Origin of the sequence: Pseudomonas sp. PWP3-1b2 (genome assembly GCF_049896045.1) — a bacterium.
GTDB lineage: Bacteria > Pseudomonadota > Gammaproteobacteria > Pseudomonadales > Pseudomonadaceae > Aquipseudomonas > Aquipseudomonas antarctica_B.
Window position 1 is genome coordinate 55,345 of sequence record NZ_JAFCTN010000030.1, and the last position, 24,565, is coordinate 79,909.

The following is a 24,565-nucleotide window of genomic DNA, read 5'->3' on the forward strand; positions in this document are numbered from 1 at the left end:
AAGCCCGCTCCCACAGGGGTTGTTGCCAGAGTGGGAATCAGCGGTAGGCCGTCGCGATCCCTTCACGCTCGGTCAAACACTCCGGCGCGCCCATCTCGAACTCCCGGCAAATCAACGGCCGTCGCTCGTAAATCGTGCACATCATCGTGTCCCTGTCCAACGCCGCGCACCAGCCGTCATCCAGGCGCAGCATCACTTCGCCGCCCCAATCGTCGGTATCGATATAGCGCTCCGGCACGCCCGTGTCGGTGATCAGCATCACTTCCAGCTGGCAGCAACAGGCCGCGCACGTGGAGCACGTCACGGTGGGTTCGGGAATCGGAGTGAGGGGGATGTTTGTCATAGGCGCGCAGTGTAAGGCAAGCGCGTGCGGCGCGTGTAATTGCTCTGACGGGCGTCAGTGCTCCAGTTGCCGAGCGATCCAGTGCAGCACCGGAAACAGCACGGCCCACAACAGCGCGAGGCCGACCATCGTGGGCGCTGTGCCGTAACCAAAACTGACCCCGGCCAGTTGGCTGCCCGCGTAGTAAGACAGCGGCCCGCCCACCGCGCCCAACAGGCTGGCTCGCCACCACGGTTGTGCGCTCCAGCCCAGGCAGTGGCGCAGCGTGGTTGCGAGTATCGCCCACAGCAGCACCAGCCAAAACGGAATCAGCGGCCCCGCAAAGCTGAAATGAAACACGCCAAACGTGCGCAACAACGTGTCGACCACTGTGCCCAGCAGGGTCACGGCGAGGATCACTTGGCCCTCCGCCGACCATGAACTTATCCACAGCAGGTGGATGGCCAGCACCGCAATGCCCACCAGCAACCAGAGGCTATCACCGCCGAGCACGCAGGCGAACCAACCGCACTGAAACAGTACGGCGTTGGCCAGCGGTTTAAGCATTGAAGCGCCCAAGCAGTGGCGGGTTGATCGCCGCAGGCTTTGCCAGCAGCAACTGCGCGGTACCAATGGTTCGCTCCATGAAGCCCCCTTCGCAGTAGCACAAATAGAATTCCCACAGGCGCAGGAAGTACTCATCGTAGCCCAGCTCAGCGAGACGGCCATGGGCGCGGCGGAAGTTCTCATGCCACAGGCGCAGGGTTTTCGCGTAGTGCAGGCCGAAGTCTTCCATGTGCAGCAGGTTCATGTCGGTGTCGCGGCTGACGATCTGCAGCATGTTCTGCACGCAGGGCAGTGCGCCGCCGGGGAAGATGTAGCGCTGGATAAAATCGACGCTGTTCTTGGCCTGTTCGAAGCGCTGGTCGCGAATCGTGATGGCTTGCAGCAGCATCAGGCCGTCGCGCTTGAGCAGCTGTGCGCATTGTTTGAAGTAGGTCGGCAAGAACCGATGGCCCACCGCTTCGATCATCTCGATCGACACCAGCTTGTCGTATTCACCGGTAAGGTCTCGGTAGTCCTGCAACAGCAGCGTGACCTGGCCTTGCAGGCCCAAAGCCGCGATGCGCTTTTCGGTATAGGCGAACTGCTCTTTGGATAACGTTGTGGTGGTGACCTTGCAGCCGTATTGCTGCGCTGCGTACAGCGCCATGCTGCCCCAGCCGGTGCCGATTTCCAGCAGGTGGTCGGTGGGTTTGAGTGCGAGCTTCTGGCAGATGCGTTCCAGCTTGTTCAGTTGCGCCTGTTCCAGGGTGTCGTCCGGCGTTAGAAATTGCGCCGCCGAATACATCATGGTCGGGTCGAGAAATTCCTCGAACAGGTCGTTGCCCAAGTCGTAGTGGGCGGCGATGTTTTTCTGCGAGCCTTTGCGCGTGTTGCGGTTAAGCCAGTGCAGGCCCTGGGTAAACGGGCGTGCCAGGCGTGCCAGGCCACCTTCCATTGCGTCGAGGACGTCCAGGTTGCTGACCATCACGCGCACCACGGCAGTCAAGTCCGGGCTGGTCCAATAACCGTGAATAAACGCTTCGCCCGCGCCGATGGAGCCGTTGGCCGCCACCAAGCCCCACACCGCTGAATCGAGGATCTGGATTTCCCCCAGCAGGTGCGCTTCCCGGGCACCGAATACCTGGCGTTCACCGTCTTCGATCACCACCAACTGACCATGGCGCAATTGGCTGAGTTGACGCAGCACAGCTTTGCGCAGCAGCGCGGTGGTCATGCCGTTGACGTTCAGGCGGTTGGCCTTGACCGATAAGTTAGGGGTTTTCATGGCGGCGATCCTTGGTATACCCGACTGCGGTGCGAGAGGCGCCATCGGCGGCCTGGTGGGAAAAAATCGGTGTGCGTTTGAGCAACAGGCGCATTGCCTGCCAGTAAATCGCGAGGCAGGTTTTGGCGGTCATCCAGGGGAAGCGCCACAAATAGCGGTGCAGGCTGGCGCGGTTCAACGCTTCGCGCTCCAGGCTCAAGGTGGCGTCGAAGATTTTGTGCGCGCCTTGCCAATCGGCCATGTGTACGCCGAGTTTGGCGGCGGGCGGGCTGAAGCTCATGCGGTATTCCAGGTCGCGCGGCAAAAACGGCGACACGTGGAAGGCCTTGGCCACGGCAAAATGCTGATGCTCCTGCGCGCCGAGGGCCAGGGCCGGCAGCACGTAGTGATAGCGCTCGCGCCACGGGGTGTTGGTCACTTCGCACAGGATCGCCGCCAGACTGCCGTCGGCCTCGAAACAGTAGAAGAAACTCACCGGATTAAAAGCCAGGCCCCAGCTGCGGGCCTGGGTCAGTAGGCAGATAACGCCCTGGGGTGTACGCCCCAGTGCCTTGCCGACTTCCTGGCGCACGGCATCGGTCAAGCTCATGCCGTGGCGGGTGAACTCACGCAGGTAATCCTGCTGGCGAAAACCGAAGGGCGCCATGCGGCCCGCGCCGGCCAGGGGCGAAAGCCCAAGCACTTGGTCTTGTTCGCTTAAATCCAGGTACAGCAGGCCGATGCGGTAGCGAAAGGCGTGAGCCTTGGGCGAGAACCGGCGATGGGCAATCCAGCCGCTGTACAGGGCGCTGTTCACAGGGTTTCCCCAAAGGCTTGGGCCACGCGCAGTGCACTGACCACGCCGTCTTCGTGAAACCCGCTGGCCCAGTAGGCGCCGCAATAAAAGGTGTTGCGCGTGCCGTGCAATTCTTCCCAACGGTTTTGCGCCGCTACCGCCGCAAGGCTGTATTGCGGGTGCGCGTAGGTGAAGCGCGCGAGGATTTTCAGCGGGTTGATCATCGGCGTTTGATTAAGGCTGACGCAAAAGGTGGTGGCGCTGTCGATGCCTTGCAGGATGTTCATGTCGTAGGTGACGGCAGCCTGGGTCTGGGCGTTGCCGGTGAGCCGGTAGTTCCAGCTGGCCCAGGCCAGTTTGCGGTCGGGCAGCAGGCGGGTGTCGGTGTGCAGCACCACGTCGTTGTCGGCGTAGGGCAGGGCGCCGAGGATCTGTTGCTCGGCGACGCTCGGGTCGCCGAGCAAGGCCAGCGCCTGGTCGCTGTGACAGGCAAAGACCACCTTGTCGAACGCTTCGGTGCCGGCGGCGCTGTGAATCACCACGCCCTCGGCATCGCGCTCCACCAGATGCACCGGGCAATTGAGCCGGACCTGATCGCGAAAACTGCGGGTCAGCGGTTCGATGTAGCTGCTCGAGCCGCCCTCGATCACGCACCACTGCGGCCGATTATTCACCGACAGCAAGCCGTGGTTCTTGAAGAAGCGTACAAAGAACTGCAACGGAAAACCGAGCATGTCCTGCAGTGACATCGACCAGATCGCGGCGCCCATTGGCACAATGTAATGCCGGATAAAGCGCGGGCCGTAACCGCCTGCCTCGAGGTAATCCCCCAGGGTCATGTCGGCACTGATGCGCTGCTCCTGCAGGTCCAGCGGCGCCTGGCGGTTGAAGCGCAAGATATCGCGCAACATGCCCCAGAACCCCGGCGACAGAATATTGCGGCGCTGGGCAAACAGGCTGTTGAGGTTATTGCCGTTGTATTCGAACCCCTCGTTTTGATCACACACCGAAAAGCTCATCTCGGTGGGTTTGAAGGTCACGCCGATCTGCCCCAGCAGGCGAATGAAATTGGGGTAGGTCCAGTCGTTGAACACAATAAAACCGGTGTCCACTGCATAGCGTTTGCCCTCGACCGCCACGTCGACCGTGTGGGTGTGCCCGCCGATGCGGTCGCCCGCCTCGAACACGGTGATGTCGTGGCGACGGCTGAGCAGATAGGCACTCGTCAGCCCGGCGATGCCGCTGCCGATAATGGCGATCTTCACAGGTTGTCCTTATGCGGGGGCGGGCTGCGCAGCATGCGTTTGCCGATGATCAACTGCACACGGCTGGGCAGTTTCGACAGTGGCCACAAGGTGGCGATAAACAGGGCCGGGAAGGCGATTTCCAGCGGGCGTTTGCCCAGCTTGGCGAAGATATGCCGCGCGGCTTTATCGGCCGACCAGCTCAAAGGCATCGGGAAGTCATTGCGCTCGGTCAGCGGCGTGTCGACAAAGCCCGGGCTGATCACCGTGACGTCGATGTTCTCCGGCGACAGGCTGATGCGCAGGGATTCAAACAGGTAACGCAGCCCGGCCTTGGACGCGCCATACGCTTCGGCGCGGGGCATCGGCAGGTAAGTCACGGCGCTGGCCACGCCGACCAGATGAGGCGTGTGCCCGGCCCGCAGCAGCGGCAGCGCGGCTTCAATGCAGTAACTGCTGGCCAACAAATTGGTGCGCACCACGTGTTCGACGATCGATGAGTCAAACTGCTTGGCGTCGACGTATTCGCAGGTGCCGGCGTTGAGGATCACGGTATCCAGCGATCCCCAGACCACGCCGATATGCTCGCCGATTTCGCGCACGGTCTGACTGTTTGTCAGGTCGCCGGCCACTACCAGCACTTGCCCCGGATAACGCTGGGCGAGGGCTTCCAGCGGGCCTTTGCTGCGCGAACTGAGCGCGACGTGGGCGCCGCTGTTGAGCAACTCCACGGCCAGTGATGCACCGATGCCACTGCTGGCGCCGGTCAACCAATAACGACGGGGCGGTGTAAGGCTCATCCCATTCTCCTTTTCAGCCAGCTGATAACCCGGCCAAGTACCGGCAAGTGTTCGTAGAGCAGTGCGCCGGCATCAAAATAGTCACGATGACGGTAGACCTTGTCGCGCCACATCAGGTGCGAACACCCTTCTACGCGGATCACCTTGCCGTTAGCCAGGCGCGGGTGGCAAAAACTCATTTTCCAGCGCAGGTAGCCCTCACCTTCAGCTACCTGATCGAAGCCGTGGAAGTCAAAGCGCAGCTGGCTGACATTGCTGTACAGCTCGCTGAAGTAGCGGTGCATCGCGGGCAGGCCGTGCACTTCGTGCAGCGGGTCGGCAAAAGCGATGTCCTTGCTGTACAAGCTGTCGAGCAGGTGCAGGTTGTGCTTGTCCAGCGTGGAAAAGGCCTGGGCGAACCGGGGCAGGAAGTCACTCATGGATGCCTCCCGCGGCTTCACGTGACGGCAGGCTGCGGAACGCGGCCAGTGCGCGCTCGCGGGATTTCTTCAGGTCGACAATAGCGCGCGGGTAGTCCGCCACGCCGAACAGGCCGCCGACCGCCTCGGGGTTGTGCACTTCCTTTTTGTTCAGCCCGGCCAGTTCCGGCAGCCAGTGCTTGATAAACAGGCCTTCACTGTCGAATTTTTCCGATTGGCTCAGCGGGTTGAAAATCCGGAAGTAAGGCGACGAATCGGTGCCGGTGGACGAACTCCACTGCCAGCCGCCGTTGTTGGCAGCCAGGTCGCCGTCGATCAGGTGGCGCATGAAGAAGCGCTCGCCTTCGCGCCAGTCGATCAGCAGGTTCTTGGTCAGGAACATCGCCACCACCATGCGCAGGCGGTTGTGCATCCAGCCGGTTTCGAGCAATTGGCGCATGGCCGCATCGATGATCGGCAAGCCCGTGCGCGCTTCCTGCCAGGCTGCCAAGTCTTTTGGCGCATGGCGCCAGGCCACGGCTTCGGTTTCGGGGCGGAATGCGCGGTGGCGGGAGACCCGTGGATAGCCGACCAGAATGTGTTTGTAGAACTCGCGCCACAGCAGCTCGTTGACCCAAGTGATGGCGCCCATGTCGCCACTTTCGAACTCGCCGCCGTTGGTTTGCAGCGCGGCGTGCAGGCATTGGCGCGGCGACACCACACCGGCGGCGAGGTAGGCCGACAGCTGGCTGGTGCCGGGCTTGGCCGGGAAGTCGCGCTCGTCCTTGTAGTAGCTGATCTGCTGGTCGGCAAACACGTCGAGGCGACGACGGGCTTCGTCTTCACCGGCTGGCCAGAGCGCACGCAGGGTGTCGGTCGGCGGCTCGAAGCCTTTGACGGTGGTTGGAATCGGGTCGCTTTTGAGTGCTGTCGGCGCCTGGGTTGTGGGCGCGGCGACGATGCGCGGCAGTGCGCTGTGCAGGCGGGCGTAGCAGACCTTGCGGAACTGGCTGAACACCTGGAAGTAGTTGCCGGATTTTGTCAGTACGCTGCCGGGTTGAAAAAACAATTGATCGAGGTAGCTGTGGAAGGTCACGCCGTTGGCTTCCAGGGCTTTGGCCACCGCTGCGTCGCGACGGCTTTCGTGGATGCCGTATTCCTCGTTGACGTGCACCGACTCCACCGACAGTTCCTGGCACAGGGTGCTGAGCACGGCGGGCGCCTGGTCCCAGGTCGGCGCGGTACGGATCAGCAGGGGAATATTCAGCTTGCCGAGCGCTTTACTCAGGCATTCCAGGTTGCGAAGCCAGAAGTCGACTTTGCTCGGCGCGTCATCATGGGCCAGCCATTGCTCGGGAGTGATCAGGTAGACAGCCGCCATTGGGCCTCGCTGGCTGGCGGCAGCCAGGGCGGTGTTGTCGTGTAGGCGCAAGTCGGTGCGCAGCCAGATCAAATGCATTTAAACGATTCCACGCTGGATCAGTATCTGGTGGGCCGATAACGGGTCTTCGGCCACGAACAATTCAGGGGTGTCACGGGTTAATACGGCTAACTCGGCCTGGTGGATGCATACCGTTGGTCCGGCAATCAACGTTGGGCAACTGACACCGCTCAAAAATTTCGGGATGGCCGACAACTGCAGGGCCTTGCTCGAATACAGCAACACGGCACGCGGTTGCAGGCGTTCAACCGCCAACGCCAACTCACCGGTGGGCAAGGGCCAGTCGAACACTTCGACCGGGCAATCGGCGCTGCTGGCCAGCCACGCGCTGAGCCACAGGTGCGGTTCCAGCGGCAGGTCCGAATGGTTGATCAGCAACAGTGGGGCGCCCTGCAGTTGGCGATTGTTGTGATAAATACGCGCGCCGAACTTGCTGCGCAGCCACGAGAGGAAAAACACCCGCTCCATCTGCGCGCCGAACTGGCCCTGCCAGCGTTGCTCCAGCTCTTGCAGCAGCGGCAGCAGCAGTTGCTCGCACAAGGTGCGCGGCGGGTACAGCGCCATGGCCTGGTTGAAGGCGTCGTCGACGCGGCGCTCGGCCAGTTCGCTGATGGCGATTACCAAGTGCTGGCGCAAGGCTTGCCATTCGTTTTCGGCGGTGTCGGGGCTCGACTGGGCCGAGTCGAGCAAGCCTTTGACCTGGCTGACGGCCACGCCGCGATTGAGCCAGGTGAGGATGGTATGAATGCGTTGCACGTGCTCGGCGCTGAACAGCCGGTGGCCCTTGGCCGTGCGCTGCGGCACGATCAAGCCATAGCGACGTTCCCAGGCGCGCAGGGTCACCGCGTTGACGCCGGTGAGGCGCGCCACTTCGCGAATCGGCAACCAGCCATCTTCCAGGGCTTGGGCGATGTCTTCGCCGGGTTCGTCTATCAGGGCAGCTGTCATGGGTTAGATCGCATTTCGCAGGCTGAGATTTTCCGGGTGCGGCTGCAGGTAGGCCTGTTGCGCGATGTAACGGTCCGGGTGTTGGCGGAAATGATGTTTAAGCAACGTAAGTGGCACCACCAGCGGCACAATGCCGTGGCGGTACTGGCCGATGACAGTTTGCATTTCTTGCTTGTCGTCGGCGCTGATGGCTTGCTTGAGGTAGCCGCTGATGTGTTGCAATACATTGCTGTGAGTGCCGCGAGTGGCGCACTTTTTCAGGCCAGCCATCAACTCGCTGAAATAGCCGGCGGCCAGTTCATCCAGGTTGACGCCCTTGCCCATGGTGCCCAGCAGTTTGCCAAGGCTTTTGTAGTGCATCGGGCTGTGGGCCATCAGCAGGTATTTGTAGCGTGAGTGAAAAGCCAGCAGGCGGTGACGGGTCAGGCCTTCGGCCAGCAGCTGTTGCCAGCTGGCATACACGAAAACCCGGGTCAGGAAGTTTTCCCGTAGCACCGGGTCGTTCAGGCGGCCGTCTTCTTCCACCGGCAGGTTGGGGTGGCGCGCGCAAAAGGCCTGGGCATAGATGCCGCGTCCACCGCCGTCCACCGGTGTGCCGTTTTCACGGTACACCTTGACCCGCTCCAGGCCACACGACGGCGATTTTTGCATGAAGATGTAACCGCACAGGTCGGTGTGTTCCGCGGCCATTTGCTGGCCGTAGTCGTCCAGCGGCTGGGTGACATTGAGCTCGCGGTTAACCGTGCCAATCGCTTGCGGGCGCTCGGGGTCGCCCACCAGGCGAATCGGTTCGCGAGGAATGCCCAAGCCGATGGCGACTTCAGGGCACAGCGGCACGAAGTCGAAATAGTCGGCGAGGGTTTGGCTGCACAGCAAGGATTGTTTATGTCCGCCGTTGAAGCGCACATTTTCGCCCAGCAGGCAGGCGCTGATGGCGATCTTTGGTTTAACGGTGCTGGACATGGCTGAACCTCTGCAAGATTCCTGTACAAGCCTTAAGGCCTGTACAACTAAATCTCATCATAGGTTTGGTGCTGTACAAGTCAAATATTTTGTACAAGTATTTTCAGCGCGCTTACTTCCAGCCGATTCGCCAGTCCTCGGCGTTTTGCAGAGTTTGCCAGGCCAGGCGCTCGGCGCGCCGCGTCATGACCGCTTGCAGCTCGATTTCCAGCACAGTGCCTTCCTCGTCACGGAACAGTTCTGTGACCAGAAAGTGTTTTTCCTTGTTTTGCGGGCGTGCGGCTGTCCATTTCGACAGCAGCAATTTGGCGGGATTAATCTGGTTCATTGCAGGTGCTCGATCAAACGGCGTGCGGCTTCCTGGCCACTGAGCCATGCCCCTTCGACGCGGCCCGACAGGCACCAGTCGCCACACACGTACAAACCCAGATCGGCATCGGCGAGCACGCCGAACTCATGGCTGGTGGACGGGCGCGCATACAACCAGCGGTGGGCCAGGCTGAAGGACGGCGCAGGCATGGCGCTGTTCAGCAATTCGGCGAAAGCGCCGTGCAGGTGTTCGATCACGGCTTCCTTTGGCAGGTCCAGATGGGCCTTGCTCCACGTGCTGGTTGCGTGCAATACCCACGTGTCGAGGGTGGTGTCGCGCCCCGGTTTACTGCGGTTGCGCGCCAGCCAGTCGAGGGGGCTGTCTTGTACAAAGCAGCCTTCCATGGGTGTATCCAGCGGTGTGTCAAAGGCCAGGGCGACGGCCCAGGTCGGGTCCATTTTTACCCCGGCGGCGACACTTGCCAGCTTGGGCGCGGCGGCCAGCAAGGCCGTGGCTTGCGGCGCCGGTGTGGCGATGATCACGTGACTGAACGGGCCATGGTTGCCGCCGTCGGCATCCAGTAGGTTCCAGTGCTGAGTGCCCTGGAATACGTCAGTGATGCGGCAACCGAATTCCACCGGCAAATCGTCGAGCAGTGCACGCGTGATCGCGCTCATGCGCGGCGTGCCGACCCAGCGGATCTGTTCGTCGGGGGAGGGTGTCAGTTGGCCGGACTTGAAGTTATACAACTGCGGCTTCCACTGCTCGGCCCAGCCGTTGCTTTGCCAGCGTTGCACTTCATTGACGAAGCGGCGGTCGCGGGCGGTGAAGTATTGCGCACCCATGTCGAGGGCGCCGGCGTCGCTGCGCTTGCTGGACATGCGGCCGCCACTGCCGCGGCTTTTATCGAAGAGTTGCACAACGTACCCCGCGTCTCGTAACGCTCGGGCGGCGGATAGACCGGCGATGCCGGTGCCGATGATCGCGATGGGAACAGTCATGGGAGGCCTCGTTTTACCGTTGGGTACAGACTACGCCGACACCAATAGCTGTACAATATTGTTTTTTGGTATAAGTTTTGGCGTACCTGTTCTAACGGCGTGGCCTATGGTTAAACAACAGCCCACGCCCGCTTGCCAATGATCCCTGTTTATAAAATAGACCAGTGACGGGCCGCGAACGTTACATGAGGAGGATCCCATGCATATTTTGCTGACCGGCGGTACAGGTCTGATCGGGCGCAAGCTCTGCCTGCACTGGCTTGCCCAGGGCCATCGCCTGACGGTATGGAGCCGCGAGCCGGACACCGTCGCCCATTGGTGCGGCGACGAGGTGTTGGGTGTCGGCCGCCTGCAGGACGTTATCGGCCACGTGGACGCGGTGGTTAACCTGGCCGGCGCGCCCATCGCCGACCGGCCGTGGACCAAAAAGCGCAAGGCGCTGTTGTGGAGTAGCCGCATCAGCCTCACCGAAGCGTTGCTGACGTGGATGGAGGGGCAGGAACAAAAGCCTTCCGTGTTGATTTCCGGTTCTGCCGTGGGCTGGTACGGCGACGGCGGCGAGCGCGAATTGACCGAAGCCAGCGGCCCGGTGCAGGACGACTTCCCCAGCCAGCTGTGTATCGCCTGGGAAGAAACCGCCCTGCGCGCCGAAGCGTTGGGCGTGCGCGTGGTGTTGGTGCGCACGGGGCTGGTGCTGGCGGCGAAGGGCGGCTTTTTGTCACGGCTGTTGCTGCCGTTCAAGCTGGGGCTGGGCGGGCCTATCGGCAATGGTCGGCAGTGGATGCCTTGGGTGCATATCAAGGATCAAATCGCGCTGATTGATTTTCTTCTGCACAAATCTGACGCGAGCGGTCCTTATAATGCCTGCGCGCCACACCCGGTGCGCAATCGCGAGTTTGCCAAGACCCTGGGCCGCGTGTTGCACCGCCCCGCCTTTATGCCGCTGCCGGCATTTGCCTTGAAGGTCGGGCTGGGCGAGTTGTCCGGGTTGTTGTTGGGCGGGCAGAAAGCAGTGCCCGAACGGCTACTGGCCGCCGGTTTCACTTTTCAGTTCACTGAGTTGCACGCGGCCCTGGAAGACTTGTCCAGCCGCCTCTAGCCATAGGATGTTGCATGACGGATCACGCGTTGTTACTGGTCAACCTGGGCTCACCGGCGTCCACGTCGGTGGCCGATGTGCGCAGCTACCTCAATCAGTTTCTGATGGACCCCTATGTGATCGACCTGCCGTGGCCGGTGCGACGCTTGCTGGTGTCGCTGATCCTGATCAAGCGGCCTGAGCAATCGGCGCATGCCTACGCCTCGATCTGGTGGGAAGAGGGCTCGCCGCTGGTGGTGCTCAGCCGCCGCCTGCAACAGCAAATGACTGCGCAGTGGACCCAGGGCCCGGTGGAGTTGGCGATGCGTTACGGCGAGCCATCGCTTGAAACGACCCTCTCGCGTCTCGCGGCCCAAGGCATTCAAAAGGTCACTCTGGCGCCGTTGTATCCGCAGTTTGCCGACAGCACCGTGACCACGGTGATTGAGGAAGCCAAGCGGGTAGTGCGCGACAAAAAGCTCAAGGTGCAATTCTCGATCCTGCAACCGTTCTACGATCAGCCGGAATACCTTGATGCGCTGGTAGAGAGCGCCAAGCCTTATGTGGCGAAGGATTTCGATCATTTGCTGCTGAGTTTTCACGGGTTGCCCGAGCGTCATTTGAAGAAACTCGACCCGACGGGCCAACACTGCTTCAAGGATGCGGACTGCTGCAAGAGCGCCTCGCCTGAGGTGCTTGCCACCTGTTATCGGGCGCAATGTTTCAGCGTGGCGCGCGATTTTGCCGAGCGCATGGGCTTGCCGGACGGTAAATGGTCAGTGGCATTCCAGTCGCGCCTGGGCCGCGCCAAGTGGATCGAACCCTACACCGAGGCCCGCCTGGAAGCCCTGGCGCAACAAGGGGTGAAAAAGCTGCTGGTGATGTGCCCGGCCTTTGTCGCCGATTGTATCGAGACCCTGGAAGAGATCGGCGATCGCGGGCTGGAGCAATTCCGTGAGGCGGGCGGCGAGGAGTTGGTGCTGGTGCCGTGCCTGAATGATGACCCGCAGTGGGCGGTGGCGCTTAACACGCTGTGCGAGCGGGCGCCGATAGCGCTGTAATCGCGCCAACTGTGGGAGCTGGCTTGCCTGCGATAGCATCAACGCGGTGTGACTGATACACCTCAGAGACTGCATCGCAGGCAAGCCAGCTCCCACATTGACTGTGCCCACGTTGAGTTTTTGGTGTTACTCGTGATGCGGTTCGCCGAGGAACGTCAGCGAGGTGAACAGGCCTCGTGTCGCCACATCGGCGTTGTCCTTGAGCGGCACTTCCACCTGCGCGGCAATCACATTCAACCCTTCATTGCGTACCAGCACCTGCGCGCGGCCGTCCTTGTCGGTCTCTGTGCTCACGGTGTTCGGCATGTTGCGATAGTCGCCAATCACTTTGACCCCCGCCACCGGCTTGCCATCCAGCAACACCCGAACCGGCAGAGCCTTGCCCGGTCCCACCGTCAGCGGATCAACTTCCGGCAGGATGACCAGTTTGATCTGCTTCAGCGCCGGCAATTTCGCCCCCGGCTGGTAAATCGCCAGGCTGTACTTGAACGTCTGGGTCGACTCAATCGCCCCCGGCACTTGGCTACGGCCCTGGTTGATCCACTTTTTATCCGCGGTCTGCGACCACATGCCGTTATCCAGCGCCACCGCCAATACTGCCGGTGATTTGAGGGGCTTGAGGCGTGCGTGGTCGGCCAAGCGTTCGACGGTCACCGGAATCATCTTGCCGCTGACGTCATAGGCCCAGGCGCCGCTGACTTTCTGGGCCTTGAACGCATTGTCTTCAGCGCCATGGCCGTAGATGACTTCGATATTGCCGCGACGCTGTTCGGTCCACAGGCCATGGGCCGACGCGTGGGTGGCAAACAGCAGGCCGATCAAGGCCAAGGGTTTGAGAAGGTGCATGGGGAGCGTCCTTTACAGGTTGAGGGTCAGGCTGACGGTGAAATTGCGCGGCTCGCCGGGGTTGACCCAGTAATTGCTGTAAGAGCGCTCGTAGTACTTTTCATCGAACAGATTGTTGAGGTTCAAGCCGACGGTGACGTTTTCCGTGGCCTTGTAATGCGCGAGCAAATCGACGGTGTGATAGGCCGGCAATTCGAAACTGCCGCCGGCCTCGCCCGAGCGGTCGCCCACATAGGTGAAGGCTGCGCCCAGGTCCGAGCCGCGCAACGCGCCGTCCTGAAATTCATAAACGCCCAGCAGGCTGCCGCTGCGCTTGGCCACGCCGAGAATTCGGCTGCCGGCGGGAATGGCCGCGTCGCCTTTGGTGACTTCGGCGTCGATGTAGGCAAAGGCTCCGATCACGCGTACGGCGTCAGTCACTTGGCCGGTCAGTTGCAGGTCAAAACCCTGGCTGCGCGCTTTGCCCATGGCACGGCTGGTGTCGGTGGCCGGGTCCAGGGCGAGGACGTTTTCCTTTTCAATATGAAACGCGGCGAGGGTGGCGCTGAGCCGATCGTCGAACAGCTCGCTCTTGATGCCCACTTCATAACCCACGCCTTCTTCGGGCTTGAACGACTTGCCGCCCGCGTCCAGGCCGTTATTGGGTTTGAACGAGGTGGACGCGTTGGCGAACACACCGACGTGCGGCGTCAGTTGGTAGAGCAGACCGGCGCGCTGGGTGAGGGCATCGTGGGTTTGCCGGCTCGTGGCGTGGTTGCGGGTGAAGTCATCGGTGCGTTGTTCAAAATGCTCGAAGCGCGCGCCAAGCGTGCCGCGCAGGCGGTCGGTGAAAATAATCTGGTCTTGCAGGTTCAGCGCCTGGCTTTTTACCTGCTCAAAGAAGTCGGTGCCGGAGCGTGCGCCGTTGGGCTTGGGCTGGCCATACACCGGCGTGTAGATGTCGATGGCGTAGGGGCTGCCGGCGATGGCGGTCACGCGCTCTTTCTTGCGGTAGTCCTCGTACTCGGTGCCGATCAGCACTTCGTGCTGCCAACTGCCGATGTCGAACAGGCCGCGCAGCTCCAGCTGAGTAATGCTGTCGTGCCAACCGGTGGAGCGCTCGCGGTAGCGGCGGTTCACGGTATGGCCGTCGGCGTTCAGGGCGCGGCTTTCCGAGGCGTCACCCCACAAGCTGCCTTGCTTGTAGTGGCTGGCCAGGCGCAGTGACCAGGCGTCGTTGAGGTGATGCTCCAGAGTGGCCTGGAGACGGTTGTTGTGATTGCGGATATTGCCGTCGTCGGGTTCACCGAGGAAGGTGGAGCGCGACATGCCGTGGGAGGCCACGATGCCACGGTCAAAGGTGGAGCTGTGGCGCACGAATTCACTTTCGACGAGCAGGCTGGTGTCCGGGTCCAGCTGCCAGCTGAACGACGGCGCAACGAACACGCGCTTGGCGTCGACGTGATCGCGAAAGCTATGGTTGTCCTCTACTGCCAGGTTCACCCGCGAGAGCACGCGCCCTTCGCTGTCCAGCGGGGTGTTTACATCCAGCGCGGTGCGATAGCGGTCCCAACTGCCGGCGCTGGTTTGCAGCGTGGTGAAGGCTTGCGCCTGGGGTTTCTTGGTGACGATATTGACGGTGCCGCCCGGATCGCCGCGCCCGTAAAGGCTGGCGGCGGGGCCTTTGAGCACTTCGATACGCTCGATGTTGGCCGCGTCCGGCGTGCTCGGGTAGCCACGGTTGGCGCTGAAACCGTCCTGATAGAACTCCGAGGTGGTGAAGCCGCGCACGCTGTATTCGTAGAGGGTCAGGCCGCCGAAGTTATTTTGTTTGGACACGCCGCCGGCGAATTCCAGGGCGCGTTCCACGCTGGTGCTGCCCAGGTCGGTGAGGACGGTGGCGGGAATCACGCTGATGGCTTGTGGGATGTCGCGAAGGGCGGTGTCGGTTTTGGTCGCGCTGGCGGAACGGGTGGCGCGGTAGCCGTTGACCGGGCCGGTGGTAGACTCATAGGCATCGGCGGTGACGCTGATGGCGCCCAGTTCCACCGTGTTTTCTTCGGTGTGGCTTTCTTCGGCGTAGGCGGGGTCGAGCAGCAAACCCAAGGCCAGACCGGCCATGGGGACAATTCTTCTAGGCAGCATGATAGAGCGTTCCAATATCAATATTGAAACAATATAACATGACCAATGAGAATGGATTTCTTCTGAAACATCAAGTTACAGGAGCCCGCGAACGGGCTCCCTTAAACCGTTATTCCTCTTCCTTCACCGGCGCCGGCGGCGGACGCAGGCCAATCTCCGCCAACAGCTTTATTTCCTTGCCGTTGCGCATCACCTGAATCGCCACTTTGTCGGTCGGCTTGATCCGCGCCACCTGGTTCATCGACTTGCGGCCATCTCCGGCCGGTTCGCCGTCGATGCTGAGGATCACATCACCCAATTGCAGGCCGGCTTTTTGCGCCGGGCCGTCGCGGAAAATCCCGGCGACCACAATGCCGGGGCGCCCGGTCAGGCCAAACGACTCGGCCAGTTCCTTGGTCAGCGGCTGCACTTCAATGCCCAGCCAGCCACGAATCACTTGGCCGTGTTCGATGATCGACTTCATCACCTCCATCGCCAGCTTCACCGGGATCGCAAAACCGATGCCCTGGGAGCCACCGGATTTGGAGAAGATCGCCGTGTTGATGCCGGTGAGGTTGCCATTCGCGTCCACCAGCGCGCCGCCGGAGTTGCCGGGGTTGATCGCGGCGTCGGTCTGAATGAAGTCTTCGTAGCTGTTGAGCCCCAACTGGTTACGCCCGGTGGCGCTGATGATGCCCATGGTCACCGTCTGGCCGACGCCGAACGGGTTGCCGATGGCCAGCGCCACATCACCCACGCGCAGGGCTTCGGAGCGGCCGATGGTGATCGACGGCAGGCTTTTCAAATCAATTTTGAGTACCGCGAGGTCGGTTTCCGGGTCGCTGCCGACCACACGGGCGAGGGTTTCACGGCCGTCACGCAGGGCCACCACAATCTGGTCGGCGCCGCTGGTCACGTGGTTGTTGGTGAGGATGTAGCCTTCCGGGCTCATGATCACCCCGGAACCCAGGCTGGATTCCATGCGGCGCTGCTTGGGCGAGTTGTCGCCGAAATAACGGCGAAATTGCGGGTCTTCAAACAGCGGATGCGGCGGTTTGTTGATGACCTTGGTGGTGTACAGGTTGACCACGGCTGGCGCGGCGATAACGACGGCGTCCGCATAGGTCACCGGGCCTTGCACCACCGAATTGCTTTGCGGGGCCTGTTGCAGGTTCACATCCAGGCTGGGCAAGCCCACCCACTGGGGATAACGCTGAATAATCAGCGTCGCGATCAGCACGCCAGCCAACAATGGCCATCCAAAAAAACGCAGTGCCTTGAGCATCAAGTAAGTCCTGACAGGTTGCAGGGGGCGGGAGAGCGCCCATAATGTCGCGCATTATACGAGGCTGTGACGCCTGCGAACGGGATATTTAGGAGTCTTTTATGGCCGTCCCCCTTACCACCCTCGTCGAGGAAGCAGACCGCTACCTTGGCAGCGCAAAAATAGCCGATTACTGCCCCAATGGCCTGCAAGTGGAAGGGCGCCCGCAGGTGATGCGCATCGTCAGCGGCGTGACCGCGAGCCAGGCCCTGCTGGACGCTGCGGTCGAAGCCCAGGCCGACTTGGTGCTGGTGCACCACGGGTATTTCTGGAAAGGCGAAAATCCCTGCATCACCGGCATGAAGCAGCGGCGCCTGAAAACCCTGCTCAAGCACGACATCAGTTTGCTGGCCTACCACCTGCCGCTGGATCTGCACGCTGACGTGGGCAACAACGTGCAGCTGGCGCGCCAGTTGGACATCACGGTTGAAGGCCCGCTGGATCCGGATAACCTCAAAATCGTCGGCCTGGTCGGCTCCCTTGCCGAGCCGATATCACCGCGAGACTTCGCTCGCCGCGTGAGGGACGTCATGGGCCGCGAGCCGCTGTTGATCGAAGGCAGCGAGATGATCCGCCGCGTCGGTTGGTGCACCGGCGGTGGCCAGGGTTACATCGACCAGGCGATTGCCGCCGGTGTCGACCTCTACCTGAGCGGCGAAGCGTCCGAGCAAACCTTCCACAGCGCCCGCGAGAACGACATCAGCTTTATCGCCGCTGGCCACCACGCCACCGAGCGCTACGGCGTGCAAGCGCTGGGCGATTACCTGGCACGGCGGTTTGCGCTGGAACACCTGTTCATCGACTGTCCGAACCCGATCTAAACAGCATCAAGGCTCAACTGTGGGAGCTGGCTTGCCTGCGATTGCATCACCTCGGTTTGCCTGAATGACCGAGGTGCCTGTATCGCAGGCAAGCCAGCTCCCACACCAGCCAGCCCCCGCAGGAAGCCCAAACTGCGGGGCATATTCATATACCGTTTCGATCTAGCTAGCTCCCTGATTAGAAGAAGGTGCTGTGCTAGCATGCCCCGCTCGAACACGGCCCGCTGGCCGTCCATAAGATCGTTTTTCCGTGAGTAGCCATGGTCGACAAACTGACGCATCTGAAACAGCTGGAGGCGGAAAGCATCCACATCATCCGCGAGGTCGCCGCCGAGTTCGATAACCCGGTGATGCTCTACTCGATCGGTAAAGACTCCGCCGTGATGCTGCACCTGGCGCGCAAGGCTTTCTTTCCGGGCAAACTGCCGTTCCCGGTGATGCACGTCGACACCCGCTGGAAATTCCAGGAGATGTACAAGTTCCGCGACAAAATGGTCGAGGAACTGGGTCTGGACCTGATCACCCATATCAACCCGGACGGCGTGGCGCAGAACATCAACCCGTTCACCCACGGCAGCGCCAAGCACACCGACATCATGAAGACCGAGGGCCTCAAGCAGGCGCTGGACAAGCATGGTTTCGACGCAGCGTTCGGCGGCGCCCGTCGCGATGAAGAGAAATCCCGCGCCAAAGAGCGCGTGTATTCGTTCCGCGACAGCAAGCACCGCTGGGACCCGAAAAACCAGCGCCCGGAGCTGTGGAACGTCTACAACGGCAACGTCAACAAGGGCGAGTCGATCCGCGTGTTCCCGCTGTCCAACTGGACCGAGCTGGATATCTGGCAGTACATCTATCTGGAAGGCATCCCGATCGTGCCGCTGTACTTCGCCGCCGAGCGCGATGTGATCGAGAAGAACGGCACATTGATCATGATTGATGACGACCGCATCCTTGAGCACTTGTCCGACGAAGACAAGGCCCGAATCGTCAAAAAGAAAGTACGTTTCCGTACCCTTGGCTGCTACCCGTTGACGGGCGCGGTGGAGTCCGAAGCCGAGACGCTGACGGACATCATTCAGGAAATGCTCCTGACGCGAACTTCCGAGCGCCAGGGCCGTGTCATCGACCACGATGGTGCAGGCTCGATGGAAGATAAAAAACGTCAAGGCTATTTCTAAGGGGTTGTCATGTCGCACGTATCTAATTTGATCAGCGAGGACATCCTCGCCTACCTGGGCCAGCACGAGCGCAAGGAAATGTTGCGCTTCTTGACCTGCGGCAACGTCGACGACGGCAAGAGCACCCTCATCGGGCGCCTGCTGCACGACTCCAAGATGATCTACGAAGATCACCTGGAAGCCATTACCCGCGATTCGAAAAAATCCGGCACCACCGGCGATGACATCGACCTGGCGTTGCTGGTCGACGGCCTGCAGGCCGAGCGTGAGCAGGGCATCACCATTGATGTTGCCTACCGCTACTTCTCCACCGCCAAGCGCAAATTCATCATCGCCGACACCCCCGGCCATGAGCAGTACACCCGCAACATGGCCACCGGTGCGTCCACCTGTGACCTGGCGATTATCCTGATCGACGCTCGCTACGGCGTGCAGACCCAGACCCGTCGCCACAGCTTTATCGCCTCGTTGCTGGGCATCAAACACATTGTGGTGGCCGTCAACAAGATGGACATCAACGGTTTCGATCAAAGCGTATTCGAGCAGATCAAGGCCGATTACCTGAAGTTCGCCGACGGCATCGCGTTCAAGCCGAGCACCATGGCCTTCGTGCCGATGTCGGCGCTCAAGGGCGACAACGTGGTGAACAAGAGCGAGCGCTCGCCCTGGTACACCGGGCAGTCGCTGATGGAAATTCTCGAAACCGTCGAGATCGCCAACGACCGCAACTACACCGACCTGCGTTTCCCGGTGCAGTACGTCAACCGTCCGAACCTGAACTTCCGTGGTTTCGCCGGTACGCTGGCCAGCGGCATCGTGCACAAGGGCGACGAAGTGGTGGTGTTGCCGTCGGGCAAGAGCAGCCGCGTCAAATCCATCGTCACCTTCGAAGGTGAACTGGAACACGCTGGCCCAGGCCAGGCCGTGACCCTGACCATGGAAGACGAGATCGATATCTCCCGTGGCGACCTGCTGGTACACGCCGACAACGTGCCGCAAGTGACTGACGCCTTCGACGCCATGCTGGTGTGGATGGCCGAAGAGCCGATGCTGCCGGGCAAGAAATACGACATCAAGCGCGCCACCAGCTACGTGCCGGGTTCCATCACCAGCATCGTGCACCGTGTGGATGTGAACACCCTGGCGGAAGGCCCGGCGAGTTCGCTGCAATTGAACGAGATTGGCCGCGTCAAGGTCAGCCTCGATGCCGCTATCGCGCTGGACGGTTACGACAGCAACCGCACCACCGGTGCGTTTATTGTTATCGACCGTTTGACCAACGGCACCGTGGCTGCGGGCATGATCATCGCGCCGCCGGTTAACCATGGCGGTTCTGCGCAACACGGCAGCCTCGCGCATGTAGCCACCGAAGAGCGCGCCCTGCGCTTCGGCCAGCAGCCGGCCACCGTGTTGTTCAGCGGTTTGTCGGGCGCGGGCAAAAGCACCCTGGCCTACGCGGTTGAGCGCAAGCTGTTCGACATGGGCCGCGCGGTGTTTGTACTGGATGGCCAGAACCTGCGTCACGACCTGAACAAGGGCTTGCCGCAGGACCGTGCCGGGCGTACCGAGAACTGGCGCCGTGCCGCTCACGTTGCACGTCAGTTCAACGAAGCCGGCTTGCTGACCTTGGCCGCGTTTGTTGCGCCGGATGCCGAAGGGCGTGAACAGGCCAAGGCCTTGATCGGCGCCGACCGCCTGCTGACCGTGTATGTGCAAGCGTCGCCGCTGGTGTGCGCCGAGCGTGACCCGCAAGGTCTGTACGCGGCCGGTGGGGATAACATCCCTGGCGAGTCCTTCCCGTACGACGTGCCGTTGAATGCCGACCTGGTGCTCGACACCCAGGCGCTGTCGCTGGAAGACAGCGTCAAGCAAGTGCTGGAGCTGTTGCGTCAGCGCGGCGCGATCTAAACCTCGCCGCCACAAAAAAGCCCGCCACCGAGCACTCGGTGGCGGGCTTTTTATGGTGTCTTGAAAACAACTCGGTCAAATGTGGGAGCTGGCTTGCCTGCGATAGCTGACTGTCAGTTGATATAGGTGTAACTGACCCACCGCTATCGCAGGCAAGCCCGCTCCCACATTTTGATCATCTTTTGCCTGGGTAATCGCTGTGCAGCTTGTCCAAGAGGGCATCCTTATCTTCCCACAGCTTGTTAATCCAGCCCTGGAACGCCAACCGATACTCCCCGTCCTGCTCATAATTCTTGCCAATAAACTCAGCCGGAATCTGCACCTCTTCAAACTGCACCACCACATCCTTCACATTCCCGCACAGCAAATCCCAATACCCCGGGCGCCCGGCAGGGTAGTGGATAGTCACATTGACCAATGACTTCAGCTGCTCACCCATGGCATCCAGCACAAACGCAATGCCGCCCGCCTTGGGCTTGAGCAGGTAGCGAAACGGCGATTTCTGCTGCGCGTGCTTACCCGGCGTAAACCGTGTGCCTTCGGCAAAGTTGAAAATTCCTACCGGGTTGTCGCGAAACTTCGCACAGGTCTTGCGCGTGGTTTCCAGGTCTTTGCCTTTCTTCTCGGGGTGTTTTTCCAGATAGGCCTTGGTGTAGCGCTTCATGAACGGAAAGCCCAACGCCCACCACGCCAGACCAATCACCGGCACCCAGATCAGTTCTTGCTTGAGAAAGAACTTCAACGGGCGAATACGCCGGTTAAGCACGTATTGCAACACCATGATGTCCACCCAGCTCTGGTGGTTGCTGGTCACCAGGTACGAGTGTTCATAGTCCAGGCCCTCAAGCCCCGTCAGGTGCCAGCGTGTGCGCCGCACCAGGTTCATCCAGCCCTTGTTGTTGGTCACCCAGGCTTCGTGGGTGTGGTTCATCAGCCATTCGCTGAAACGCTTGGCGAATGGCAGCGCCTTGAACAGCGCGACGATAAACAAAAACGAGCACAGCAATATCGTGTTCAGCGCCAACAACAGGGACGCGATCACCCCGCGCACGGCGGCAGGTAGAAAATCCAGCATTTAGATATCCATAGGTCGGTTGGCGGCTTGAATCGCAGTCAGCGCGATGGTGTACACAATGTCGTCTACCTGAGCTCCACGGGGCAGGTCGTTGACCGGCTTGCGCAGGCCCTGGAGCATCGGGCCCAGGCTTACGCAATCGGCGCTGCGTTGCACGGCTTTGTGGGTGGTGTTGCCCGTGTTCAGGTCCGGGAACACAAACACCGTGGCTTTACCGGCCACCTGGCTGTTGGGCGCCAATTGCCGGGCCACGGTTTCGTTGGCCGCAGCGTCGTACTGCAAGGGGCCGTCGATCAGCAGCGAACTTTGCTGCTCGTGGGCGAGCAGGGTGGCTTCGCGGACTTTCTCCACTTCCTCGCCGCTGGCCGAATCACCGCTGGAATAGCTGATCATCGCCACGCGCGGGGTAATGCCGAATGCAGCGGCCGAGTCGGCACTTTGCAGGGCGATTTCCGCCAGCTCGGCGGCGCTTGGGTGCGGGTTCATCACGCAGTCGCCGTACACCAGCACCTGCTCCGGGAACAGCATAAAGAACACCGATGACACCAGCGTGCAGCCCGGTGCCGTTTTAATCAGCTGCAGGGCAGGGCGGATGGTGTTGGCGGTGGAGTGAATGACGCCGGAGACCAGGCCGTCCACTTCATCCAGCGCGAGCATCATGGTGGCGATCACCACGGTGTCTTCCAGTTGTTGCTCGGCCATCGGCGCGTTGAGGCTTTTGCTCTTGCGCAGGGCGACCATCGGTTCGACGTAGCGTTGGCGAATCAGGTCCGGGTCGAGAATCTCCAGGCCCTCGGGCAACTCGATACCGTGGGCGCGGGCGACTGCTTCCACGTCCGCCGGCTTGGCCAGCAGCACGCAACGAGCAATGCCTCGCGCCTGACAGATAGCGGCGGCTTGCACCGTCAGCGGCTCGCTGCCTTCGGGCAACACGATGCGCTTGTTGGCGGCCTGGGCACGCTGGATCAGTTGGTAGCGGAACACGGCCGGCGACAGGCGCATCTCCCGTGGCGTGCCGCAGCGTTGGTGCAGCCAGCGTGCATCGAGGTGGCTGGCGACGAAGTCAGTGATGATCTCCGCGCGCTCGCGGTCATCAATCGGGATTTCCTTGTTCAGGCTGTTGAGCTGGTTGGCCGTGTCGTAGGAGCCGGTGCTCACCGACAGCACCGGCAGCCCGGCCTGGAACGCGCCCCGGCACAAATCCATGATGCGCGGGTCGGGCAGGGTGTCGCTGGTCAGCAGCAAGCCGGCCAGTGGCACACCGTTGATGGCGGCCAGGCTGACGGCGAGGATGATGTCGTCGCGGTCGCCCGGGGTTACCACCAGTACGCCGGGCTTGAGCAGCTCCACGGTGTTGCGCATGGTGCGCGCGCAGATGATGATTTTGGTCATGCGCCGGGTTTCGTAATCACCGGCGTTGAGGATTTGCGCGCCCATCAGGTCGGCAACGTCACGGGTGCGCGGCGCGTTGAGCTCAGGTTGATAGGGAATGCAGCCGAGCAGGCGGAAATCGCCGCTGCGCAACAACGGCGAATGCTCTTTGAGGCGCGCCGAGAACGCCTCCATGCTTTCGTCGGTGCGCACCTTATTGAGGATCACGCCGAGCACTTTCGGGTCTTTCGGGCCGCCGAACAGTTGCGCCTGCAATTCCACGCGGCCTGATAGCTCGGTGAGTACTTCGTTTTCCGGCGCCGACACCAGAATCACTTCCGCATCCAGGCTCTTGGCCAAGTGCAGGTTGACCCGCGCCGCGTAGCTGGCGCTGCGCGTTGGCACCATGCCTTCGACAATCAGCACGTCTTTGCCCACGGCGGCCTGCTGGTACAGCGTGATGATTTCTTCGAGCAGTTCGTCCAGCTGGCCGTCGCCGAGCATGCGCTCCACGTGGGCCAGGCCCAAGGGTTGTGGCGGTTTCAGACCGTGGGTGCGCGCGACCAGTTCGGTAGAGCGCTCGGGGCCGGTGTCGCCAGGGTGCGGCTGGGCAATCGGTTTGAAGAAGCCGACTTTCAGCCCGGCTCGCTCAAGGGTACGCACCAGCCCAAGGCTGATGGAGGTCAGACCCACACCAAAATCGGTGGGCGCGATAAAAAAAGTTTGCATGCGAATTCTCTGGAGGTGCATGGCTTGGGTGGCGCTCTATGGCTGAGCGCCTACCGCGAATCAGGTGCCAAGGTTATCGTTATTCGCGGGCTTGCGCACACCAGCCGCAAGCAAAGGGTTGGCCTATTTTTTCAAGACGTTGCGCCGCATCGAGCACCCAGGCGCGGGACTGCCAGGGCGGCTGGTGGCGCAGGTGCTGGGTGTGGCCGCAGGACAGCTCGGCAACCCAGTGCTGATCCTCATCCAGGTGGAAGCTGACGATGAAGGATGCCGTTGATCGGCTCCGTCTGTCCGGGTTGTGTTCGCTTTCGGGCAAATCCTTGTTTAGACTTGTCCGTTCTTCATTCTTATGCAAAAGGTCTCGCCCCATGACGATCGCCGCTAACAAGGCTGTCTCCATCGACTATACCCTGACCAACGACGCTGGTGAGGTCATCGACAGCTCCGCCGGCGGCGCGCCGCTGGTCTACCTGCAAGGCGCAGGTAACATTATCTCGGGCCTGGAGAAGGCTCTGGAAGGCAAAAGCGTCGGTGATGAACTGACTGTTGCTGTAGAACCTGAAGACGCTTACGGCGAATACTCCGCTGAGCTGGTCAGCACGTTGAGCCGCAGCATGTTCGAAGGCGTTGACGAGCTGGAAGTGGGCATGCAGTTCCACGCTTCCGCGCCGGACGGCCAAATGCAGATCGTCACCATCCGCGATCTGGACGGCGACGACGTGACTGTCGACGGTAACCACCCGCTGGCGGGTCAGCGCCTGAACTTCCAGGTGAAGATCGTTGATATCCGCGATGCCTCGCAAGAAGAAGTGGCTCACGGCCACGTCCACGGTGAAGGCGGTCACCAGCACTGATTGACGCATTGATCAGCTGGTAGCCAAAACGCCCCGACTTGATCGGGGCGTTTTTTTTTTGCGTGAAATATCTATCTGACACTCTGCAGTCCAAATGTGGGAGCGGGCTTGCCCGCGATGAGGGCGTGCCAGTCACCTTATGGATCACTGGTCCACCGCCATCGCGGGCAAGCCCGGCTCCCAC

Annotated in this window: 24 protein-coding genes; 6 read left to right on the plus strand and 18 right to left on the minus strand. The window is 61.3% G+C overall.

Features of this window, described 5'->3' with window-relative positions:
* Window positions 1–37 precede the first annotated feature (37 nt).
* From ACP7A2_RS19170 to ACP7A2_RS19225, 12 genes are all read right to left on the minus strand, one after another.
* Complete coding sequence (locus ACP7A2_RS19170) at window positions 38–343, minus strand: YkgJ family cysteine cluster protein (protein WP_348056732.1); 306 nt, start codon at window positions 341–343, stop codon at window positions 38–40.
* Between the two features lie 54 nt (window positions 344–397).
* Window positions 398–889, minus strand: a complete 492-nt coding sequence (locus ACP7A2_RS19175) for a DUF2878 domain-containing protein (RefSeq protein WP_426135465.1) — start codon at window positions 887–889, stop codon at window positions 398–400.
* On the minus strand, window positions 882–2,153 hold the full coding sequence (locus ACP7A2_RS19180) for a class I SAM-dependent methyltransferase (RefSeq protein ID WP_426135466.1): 1,272 nt from the start codon (window positions 2,151–2,153) through the stop codon (window positions 882–884). Before ACP7A2_RS19180 ends, ACP7A2_RS19175 begins: the two co-directional genes overlap by 8 nt.
* Entirely contained in the window at window positions 2,140–2,949 is an 810-nt protein-coding gene (locus ACP7A2_RS19185; RefSeq protein ID WP_426135467.1) for a DUF1365 domain-containing protein, read from the minus strand. Before ACP7A2_RS19185 ends, ACP7A2_RS19180 begins: the two co-directional genes overlap by 14 nt.
* Window positions 2,946–4,193 carry an NAD(P)/FAD-dependent oxidoreductase gene (locus ACP7A2_RS19190; RefSeq protein WP_426135468.1) on the minus strand — a complete coding sequence of 416 codons (1,248 nt, stop codon included), beginning with the start codon at window positions 4,191–4,193 and terminating at the stop codon, window positions 2,946–2,948. The genes ACP7A2_RS19185 and ACP7A2_RS19190 overlap by 4 nt, the downstream gene beginning before the upstream one ends.
* Window positions 4,190–4,972, minus strand: coding sequence for an SDR family NAD(P)-dependent oxidoreductase (locus tag ACP7A2_RS19195; protein ID WP_426135470.1), 783 nt, complete (start codon window positions 4,970–4,972; stop codon window positions 4,190–4,192). The genes ACP7A2_RS19190 and ACP7A2_RS19195 overlap by 4 nt, the downstream gene beginning before the upstream one ends.
* Entirely contained in the window at window positions 4,969–5,391 is a 423-nt protein-coding gene (locus ACP7A2_RS19200) for a nuclear transport factor 2 family protein (RefSeq protein ID WP_348056744.1), read from the minus strand. The genes ACP7A2_RS19195 and ACP7A2_RS19200 overlap by 4 nt, the downstream gene beginning before the upstream one ends.
* Window positions 5,384–6,829, minus strand: coding sequence for a deoxyribodipyrimidine photo-lyase (phrB, locus tag ACP7A2_RS19205; protein ID WP_426135471.1), 1,446 nt, complete (start codon window positions 6,827–6,829; stop codon window positions 5,384–5,386). Before phrB ends, ACP7A2_RS19200 begins: the two co-directional genes overlap by 8 nt.
* Entirely contained in the window at window positions 6,830–7,759 is a 930-nt protein-coding gene (locus ACP7A2_RS19210; RefSeq protein ID WP_426135472.1) for a MerR family transcriptional regulator, read from the minus strand. It abuts the gene before it with no gap.
* Between the two features lie 3 nt (window positions 7,760–7,762).
* The gene (locus ACP7A2_RS19215) at window positions 7,763–8,722 is read right to left on the minus strand and encodes a YbgA family protein (RefSeq protein WP_426135473.1); all 960 of its coding nucleotides are present in this window, start codon (window positions 8,720–8,722) and stop codon (window positions 7,763–7,765) included.
* Window positions 8,723–8,834: 112 nt separating this feature from the next.
* Complete coding sequence (locus ACP7A2_RS19220) at window positions 8,835–9,050, minus strand: TIGR02450 family Trp-rich protein (RefSeq protein ID WP_348056752.1); 216 nt, start codon at window positions 9,048–9,050, stop codon at window positions 8,835–8,837.
* A complete protein-coding gene (locus tag ACP7A2_RS19225) occupies window positions 9,047–10,033 on the minus strand; it encodes an NAD(P)/FAD-dependent oxidoreductase (RefSeq protein WP_375066118.1) in 987 nt (328 codons plus the stop codon). Before ACP7A2_RS19225 ends, ACP7A2_RS19220 begins: the two co-directional genes overlap by 4 nt.
* Window positions 10,034–10,232: 199 nt before the next feature.
* On the opposite strand from ACP7A2_RS19225, the gene ACP7A2_RS19230 reads away from it, so the two are divergent.
* Together ACP7A2_RS19230 and hemH are read left to right on the plus strand one after the other, a co-directional pair.
* Entirely contained in the window at window positions 10,233–11,132 is a 900-nt protein-coding gene (locus tag ACP7A2_RS19230; protein WP_426135474.1) for a TIGR01777 family oxidoreductase, read from the plus strand.
* Between the two features lie 14 nt (window positions 11,133–11,146).
* Entirely contained in the window at window positions 11,147–12,172 is a 1,026-nt protein-coding gene (hemH, locus tag ACP7A2_RS19235) for a ferrochelatase (protein WP_426135475.1), read from the plus strand.
* 126 nt (window positions 12,173–12,298) lie between these two features.
* Here hemH and ACP7A2_RS19240 read toward each other — a convergent pair whose 3' ends face one another.
* From ACP7A2_RS19240 to algW, 3 genes are all read right to left on the minus strand, one after another.
* A complete protein-coding gene (locus ACP7A2_RS19240) occupies window positions 12,299–13,018 on the minus strand; it encodes a DUF4198 domain-containing protein (protein WP_426135476.1) in 720 nt (239 codons plus the stop codon).
* Window positions 13,019–13,030: 12 nt separating this feature from the next.
* On the minus strand, window positions 13,031–15,142 hold the full coding sequence (locus ACP7A2_RS19245; protein ID WP_426135477.1) for a TonB-dependent siderophore receptor: 2,112 nt from the start codon (window positions 15,140–15,142) through the stop codon (window positions 13,031–13,033).
* Window positions 15,143–15,251: 109 nt separating this feature from the next.
* A complete protein-coding gene (algW, locus tag ACP7A2_RS19250) occupies window positions 15,252–16,406 on the minus strand; it encodes a Do family serine endopeptidase AlgW (RefSeq protein WP_426135478.1) in 1,155 nt (384 codons plus the stop codon).
* Between the two features lie 101 nt (window positions 16,407–16,507).
* On the opposite strand from algW, the gene ACP7A2_RS19255 reads away from it, so the two are divergent.
* The 3 genes from ACP7A2_RS19255 (at window position 16,508) to cysN (ending at window position 20,352) form a co-directional block, all read left to right on the plus strand.
* Window positions 16,508–17,266 carry a Nif3-like dinuclear metal center hexameric protein gene (locus ACP7A2_RS19255; RefSeq protein ID WP_426135479.1) on the plus strand — a complete coding sequence of 253 codons (759 nt, stop codon included), beginning with the start codon at window positions 16,508–16,510 and terminating at the stop codon, window positions 17,264–17,266.
* A 260-nt stretch (window positions 17,267–17,526) separates the two neighbouring features.
* The gene (gene cysD, locus ACP7A2_RS19260) at window positions 17,527–18,444 is read left to right on the plus strand and encodes a sulfate adenylyltransferase subunit CysD (RefSeq protein WP_003171640.1); all 918 of its coding nucleotides are present in this window, start codon (window positions 17,527–17,529) and stop codon (window positions 18,442–18,444) included.
* Window positions 18,445–18,453: 9 nt separating this feature from the next.
* Window positions 18,454–20,352 carry a sulfate adenylyltransferase subunit CysN gene (gene cysN, locus ACP7A2_RS19265; RefSeq protein WP_426135480.1) on the plus strand — a complete coding sequence of 633 codons (1,899 nt, stop codon included), beginning with the start codon at window positions 18,454–18,456 and terminating at the stop codon, window positions 20,350–20,352.
* Window positions 20,353–20,527: 175 nt separating this feature from the next.
* On the opposite strand, the gene ACP7A2_RS19270 is transcribed toward cysN, so the two are convergent.
* From ACP7A2_RS19270 to ACP7A2_RS19280, 3 genes are all read right to left on the minus strand, one after another.
* Window positions 20,528–21,427 carry an acyltransferase gene (locus ACP7A2_RS19270; protein ID WP_426135481.1) on the minus strand — a complete coding sequence of 300 codons (900 nt, stop codon included), beginning with the start codon at window positions 21,425–21,427 and terminating at the stop codon, window positions 20,528–20,530.
* Entirely contained in the window at window positions 21,428–23,527 is a 2,100-nt protein-coding gene (gene pta, locus ACP7A2_RS19275) for a phosphate acetyltransferase (protein ID WP_348056772.1), read from the minus strand.
* 79 nt (window positions 23,528–23,606) lie between these two features.
* Entirely contained in the window at window positions 23,607–23,897 is a 291-nt protein-coding gene (locus tag ACP7A2_RS19280; protein ID WP_426135486.1) for a DUF3565 domain-containing protein, read from the minus strand.
* Here ACP7A2_RS19280 and ACP7A2_RS19285 point away from each other — a divergent pair.
* Complete coding sequence (locus ACP7A2_RS19285) at window positions 23,896–24,381, plus strand: FKBP-type peptidyl-prolyl cis-trans isomerase (RefSeq protein ID WP_426135482.1); 486 nt, start codon at window positions 23,896–23,898, stop codon at window positions 24,379–24,381. The two genes, ACP7A2_RS19280 and ACP7A2_RS19285, sit on opposite strands and share 2 nt — an antisense overlap.
* The last annotated feature ends 184 nt before the right edge of the window (window positions 24,382–24,565 follow it).